This is a genomic window from Anaeromyxobacter sp. PSR-1 (assembly GCF_000964525.1).
GTDB lineage: Bacteria > Myxococcota > Myxococcia > Myxococcales > Anaeromyxobacteraceae > Anaeromyxobacter.
On record NZ_BAZG01000235.1, the window covers coordinates 1 to 5878 of the forward strand.

Here is a 5878-nt window from a genome sequence, read left to right on the forward strand (position 1 = left end):
ACGACGTCGAGCACCGTGGTGAGGCCGGCCGGCCCGTACACGAGCGTGTTGCGGTCCACGGTGAGGGTGATGGGCCCGGCCGCGGCGTCGATCGTCAGCCGGTGGTGCGCGCGATCCACCTCCTTCACCGTCCCGACCACCTCCTCGAGGACCGAGGCGCGCGGCAGCGGCCTGGCCGGCTTCGCGTCCTTGCCCTCCTTCGCCTTCCCGCCGGACTTGTCGCCGGCCGCGGGCGCGGGATCGGGGATGGCGCGGGGGGCGGGAGCTGGCCGACGGGCTCGGAGGCCGGCGGGGCGGCGGGCGCGGCCGCGGGTGCCCCGTCCTGCGGGAGGGCCTCGGACGGAACGAGGAGGGAGGCGGCGAGCAGCGCCAGGGCAGGGCGGACCATGCGACATGGTATGCCGCGGCGGCCGCCGGGCGTCGGCCCCGTGGGGTAGGATGGCCGGCCGCACCAGGGAGGACGGATGGACAACCGCGTGAGCTGGGACGAGTACTTCATGAACGTGGCGCGGGTCGTCGCCACCCGCGCCACCTGCGATCGCAAGCACGTGGGCGCGGTGCTGGTGCGCGACAAGACCATCCTCTCCACCGGCTACAACGGCTCCATCCGCGGGCTGCCCCACTGCAGCGAGGCCGGCCACATGATGGAGGACGGCCACTGCGTGGCGACCGTCCACGCGGAGGCGAACGCCATCATCCAGGCGGCCAAGAACGGCGTCGCCATCGAGGGCGCCAGCATCTACACCACCGCCTCGCCCTGCTGGCCCTGCTTCAAGCTCATCGCGAACGCCGGGTGCCGCCGCATCGTCTTCGGCGAGTTCTACCGGGACGCGCGCATCTTCGAGTTCGCGCAGCGGCTCGGGATCGAGCTCGTCGAGCTGAAGGTGCCGGCGCGGCCCGACGTGCAGCCGCCGGACACCGGCGTCCCGCACCCGGTCACGGCGCGGCGGACGGAGTAGCCGCCGCGGGCGCCGCCCGGGCCGGGGGCGGCGCGGCCGCCGGCGCGGCGGGCGCGGGCGCCTCGGGGCCGGCCAGCTCGGCCGGGCCGAGCGTGCGGAGCAGGTCCTCGCCCATCACCCCGGCGACCGCGGCGCGGCGGGCCAGGTACAGCTCCTCCCGGCGCCGGAGCGCCACGTACCGGGCGCGGTCCGCCTCGGGCAGCGGGTCGGGGAGGGCGGCCAGCTCGGCGCGCACCGAGGCCAGCGCGCGGTCCACGGCCACCACGCGGATGGCCGGCCGGCGGGCGGGCTCCTTGCGCCGGTCGATCTCCACCGTGTCGTTCTCGGTCCAGAGCGGCAGGAAGTCCGCCCCGGCGACCTCCACCTCCTCGACGCCGCGGCCGTAGTCGCGACGCGCGAGCGTGACGCGCAGCAGCGCGCCGTCGCGGGTGGCGGCCACGGCGTCCGGCGTCACCCCGGCGACGTAGTTGCGCGACTGGTTGGAGACGAAGTTGCCGAGCGAGTAGGCGATCACCGCGGTGCGGCCGTCGGGGCGCCGGTACAGCTCGATCGGCTGGAGCACGTGCGGGTGGTGGCCGAGCACCACCAGCGCGCCCGCGTCGGCCAGCCGGTGCGCCAGCTCCACCTCGTCGGCGCGCGGCGCCTGCTGGTACTCGACGCCCCAGTGCACCGAGACCACCACGGCGTCCGCCGCGGCCGCGGCGGCGCGCACGTCCTCCACCATGCGGGCGCGGTCCAGCTCGGCGACCTGCTCGCAGGCGGCGGCCGCGGGCGGGCAGGCGTTGCCACCCTGGTTCAGCCCGTACGTGTAGCCGAGGAATGCGAGCGAGAGGCCGTTGCGCTCGAGCCGCACCGGGCCCGCCGCGCGGGGCGCCGGTCCGGCGCCCACGTAGGGGAGGCCGGCGGACCGCAGCCAGCGCAGCGTCTCCTCGAAGCCGCGGCGCCCCTGGTCCATGGCGTGGTTGTTCGCGACCGAGACGAGGTCCACGCCGGCGCGTTGCAGCGCCGCGATCACCGCGGGCGGCGCGTTGAACACGAACGCGCGCGAGCCCTGCGACGCCTGGGGCGCGATGGGCGTCTCCAGGTTCGCGAAGGTGAGGTCGGCGGCGCCGAGCAGGTCCGCGATGGGCGCGAACAGCCAGGCGTAGCCGCCGTCGGGCGCGTCGGCCCGGCGCGCCTCGGCGGCGCGCTTCACCGCGTCGTGCATGAGCACGTCGCCCACCGCCGCGAGCGTGACGCGCGCCTCGCTCCGGACCGGGGCATCCACCTTCGGCGCGGCGGCCACCGCGCGGGGGATGGAGGGCAGCGCGCCCGCGACGGGGGAGCCGGCCGGGGCGGACGTCGCGGGCGCCGCGGGCGCGGACGGGCCGATCGCCGGCGTCCGCGTCACCGAGGCACATCCCGCGAGTAAACACAGGGTTACGACCGGCGCGGCGCGCCGGAGGCCGACAGTCGGGGTCACGCAACCTCCGTTAGCAGGCTATCCTCCCAGCAGGCTTGAAAAAAGCGGAGTCCGTACGCATCTCACGCCCACCCCGGGCCGCGGCAAGCGAGCGTATGCACACCTACCTTTCAGCAGGCGCAGCCTTCGTCGACCCCGCCGGAACCGTGATCGCGGCCGATCCCGGGTTCCTGGCCGGCCTGGGCCTCGAGGGTGGCGACCCCACCGGCGCGCTGCGCGCCAGGGCGGAGGGAAGCCCGGCGCTGCGCGCGCTCCTCGCGGGGGAAGGGCCGCCGATCGCGCGGCTGGAGGGGCCGGACGGGGGGGACGCCGTGGAGCTGGAGCGCATCCCGGCGAGCGCGGGGGCGCTCCTGCTGGTCCGGCCGGCGGAGGGCCAGGAGTGGCTCGAGCACGCGGCGCGCTCGGAGGGGCTCACCCGGATCGCGGCCGGCGTGGCGCACGACATCAAGAACCCGCTCAACGCCATGTCGCTGCAGCTCGCGCTGCTCGCGGAGAAGCTCTCGGGATCGCCGGAGGCCAGCGGAGCCGCGGCCTCGCACCTCGGCGCGCTGCGCGACCAGGTGGGCCGGGTGAACGAGGTGCTGCGGCGCCTCGTGGACGTCGCCGATCCGTCGGCGCCGCTCGGCTACACCGACGTGGGCTCGCTGCTCGCCGACGCGGCCTGCCTGCTCGGCCACGACGCCCGCCGGCGGCGCATCGCGCTCACCGTGGACGCCCACGCCGGCGCCGTGCGCAGCGTGGCCGACGCCGCGCGCCTCGGGCGGCTGCTCCTCGGCGCCTTCGCCCGCGCGGTCGCGACCACGCCGGAGGGCGGCCGCCTGGCCGTCCGGGCCGCCACGGAGGGGGAGTGGGCGGTGGTGCGCCTGGACCAGAGCCCGGGTGATCCCGGGCCGGAGAGCGGGTATTACAGCGGGGTGGCCGCCGCGGCGGCGGAGGCGCTGGGCGGCAGCCTGGAGGTCATCCGCGAGGGCGGCGAGCAGCGCTCGGTGCTGCGGCTGCCGAGGAACGATCGCTCATGAGATACCGCGTCCTCATCGTGGACGACGAGACCGACAGCCGGGAGGCGCTGGCGGAGCTCACCCAGCGCTGGGGCTACGACGTCCAGACCGCCAGCGACGGCACCGAGGCGCTCCGGCGCGCGATCGAGGGCCACCCCGACGTCATCCTCACCGACCTGGTGATGCCGAACATGGACGGCCTGTGGCTGCTGCGCGCGCTGCGCGCCGAGCTGCCGGACTGCCCGGTGGTGCTGCTCACCGGCCGCGGCACCATCCAGACCGCGGTGCAGGCCATCCGCGAGGGCGCGTTCGACTTCATCGAGAAGCCGCTGGAGGTGCCGCGCCTGCGCCTGGTGCTGGAGCGGGCGCTGGAGAAGAAGGAGACGATGCGCGAGGTGCAGCTGCTCCGGCGCCGCATCGCCGCCCTCGCCCCGGGCACCGACATGATCGGCTCCGGCCCGGCCATGCAGCGGGTCTTCGAGCTGGTGAAGAAGGTGGCCCCCTCGAACGCCAGCGTGGTGATCGCCGGGGAGAGCGGCACCGGCAAGGAGGTGGTGGCGCGCGCCATCCACAACCTGTCGCCCCGCAAGGACAAGCCGTTCGTGGCGCTGAACTGCTCGGCCATCCCGGCCACGCTCATCGAGTCCGAGCTGTTCGGCTACGAGCGCGGCGCGTTCACCGGCGCCGACCAGCGGCGGCTCGGGAACTTCGAGCTGGCGCACAACGGCACGCTGTTCCTGGACGAGATCGGCGAGCTGCCGCTCGAGCTGCAGGCCAAGTTCCTGCGCGTGCTGGAGGAGCGGAAGATCCGCCGGCTGGGCGGGCGCTCCGAGGTCGAGGTGGACGTGCGGGTGATCTGCGCCACCAACCGCGACCTGAAGGAGGAGATCCGCCGCGGCCGCTTCCGCGAGGACCTCTACTTCCGGCTGCACGTGTTCAGCATCCTGCTCCCCACGCTGAAGGAGCGGCGCGAGGACGTCCCGCTGCTCGTCCACCACTTCATCGAGAAGTTCAACGCCGAGACCGGCAAGCACGTGCAGGGCGTCTCACCCGCGGCCATGGCCGTCCTGCAAGGCTACGCCTGGCCGGGCAACATCCGCGAGCTCCGCAACACCGTGGAGCGGGCGATGATCCTGGTGGACGGCGAGGTGATCGGCGAGGAGCAGCTCCCGCCCGACATGCAGGCCAGCCGCCCGGAGGCGGCCACGCTGCGCGTGCCCCTGGGGCTGCCCGTCGACAAGGTCGAGAAGGAGTACATCCTCGCCTCGCTGCAGCGGAACGGCGGCAACAAGGCGCGCACCGCCGAGATCCTCGGGATCAGCGAGAAGACGCTCTACAACAAGCTGAACCGCTACGCGGCCGAGGCCCGGTCGCGCGGCGAGGCGTCCGAGGGCGATCCCGCGGCGGCCGCCAAGGCGTAGGGGCACGAGCGGCGCGGGCCGGCCCGCGGCTCAGCCGGCGCTCGCGGACGCGCGCGGCTCCGCCGCCGCCAGCGCCACCCGCCCGCGCCCGGCCCGCTTCGCCACGTACAGCGCCGCGTCGGCCGCGCGCACCAGCGCGTCGGCGCCCCCGTCGTCGCCGTCCTCCTCGGGCAGGCAGGCGACGCCGAACGACGCGCCCAGCGGGACCCGCTCCCCGGACACCTCCAGCACGGTCTCGTGCAGGCGGGTGCAGACGCGCTCGGCGAACACGTGCCCCTCCTCGCCGGTGGTGTGCGGGAGCAGGATCACGAACTCGTCGCCGCCGTAGCGCGCCCCGAAGTCGGTCTCGCGCAGCTCCTCGCGGATCACCGCCGCCACCGCGGCGATGGCGCGGTCACCGGCGGCGTGCCCCAGCGCGTCGTTGATGGGCTTCAGGTTGTCCATGTCGGCCATGACGCAGGTGAGCGGCGTGCGGTACCGGCGGGCCCGCTTCACCTCCTCGTCCACGCGGGCGCGGAACGCGCGCAGGTTCGCGAGGCCGGTGAGCGCGTCGGTCTGGGCGAGCTCCCGGAGCGCGGTCTGCGAGCGCACCAGGCGCAGCGTCCGCTCCACCCGGGCGCGCAGCTCGCGCTCGGAGAAGGGCTTCTGCAGGTAGTCCACCGCGCCGAGGTCCAGGCTGCGCACCTTCACGGCGTCGTCGCCGCGCCCCGACACGAAGATCACCGGGATGTCGGCGGTGGCCGGGTCGTGGCGGAGCCGCTCCAGCACCTCGAAGCCGTCCAGCCGCGGCATGGCGATGTCGAGCAGCACGACGTCCGGATGCTCGGCGCGGGCGAGGTCCAGCGCCTCCTGGCCGTCCGCGGCGGAGGCGACCTCGTACTCGGGCTCGAGCACCTGCGACAGGACCTCCCGGGCGTCGCGCTCGTCGTCGGCGACCAGCAGGAGCGGGCGCTCGCCGCGGCGCCGCGGCGTCACGTGGGCCGCCGTGCCCTCGGGCGAGCGGGCGCGATCCAGCTCGTCGGCGAGCTCGAGCAGCCG

General features: G+C 75.4%; 5 protein-coding genes. 3 read left to right on the top strand and 2 right to left on the bottom strand.

The window, feature by feature from the left end; genetic code table 11:
* Positions 1–464 precede the first annotated feature (464 nt).
* The gene (locus PSR1_RS21120) at positions 465–959 is read left to right on the top strand and encodes a dCMP deaminase family protein (RefSeq protein ID WP_011420608.1); all 495 of its coding nucleotides are present in this window, start codon (positions 465–467) and stop codon (positions 957–959) included.
* Here the strand turns inward: PSR1_RS21120 and PSR1_RS21125 are convergent.
* On the bottom strand, positions 937–2349 hold the full coding sequence (locus tag PSR1_RS21125; protein WP_237758184.1) for a CapA family protein: 1413 nt from the start codon (positions 2347–2349) through the stop codon (positions 937–939). The two genes, PSR1_RS21120 and PSR1_RS21125, sit on opposite strands and share 23 nt — an antisense overlap.
* A gap of 218 nt (positions 2350–2567) precedes the next feature.
* Here PSR1_RS21125 and PSR1_RS21130 point away from each other — a divergent pair, with 218 nt between their 5' ends.
* A complete protein-coding gene (locus PSR1_RS21130; RefSeq protein ID WP_237758185.1) occupies positions 2568–3440 on the top strand; it encodes a histidine kinase dimerization/phospho-acceptor domain-containing protein in 873 nt (290 codons plus the stop codon).
* Positions 3437–4840 carry a sigma-54 dependent transcriptional regulator gene (locus PSR1_RS21135; RefSeq protein ID WP_059439346.1) on the top strand — a complete coding sequence of 468 codons (1404 nt, stop codon included), beginning with the start codon at positions 3437–3439 and terminating at the stop codon, positions 4838–4840. Before PSR1_RS21130 ends, PSR1_RS21135 begins: the two co-directional genes overlap by 4 nt.
* Positions 4841–4870: 30 nt before the next feature.
* On the opposite strand, the gene PSR1_RS21140 is transcribed toward PSR1_RS21135, so the two are convergent.
* A partial coding sequence (locus tag PSR1_RS21140; protein WP_059439347.1) for a diguanylate cyclase occupies positions 4871–5878 on the bottom strand: 1008 nt, incomplete at its 5' end.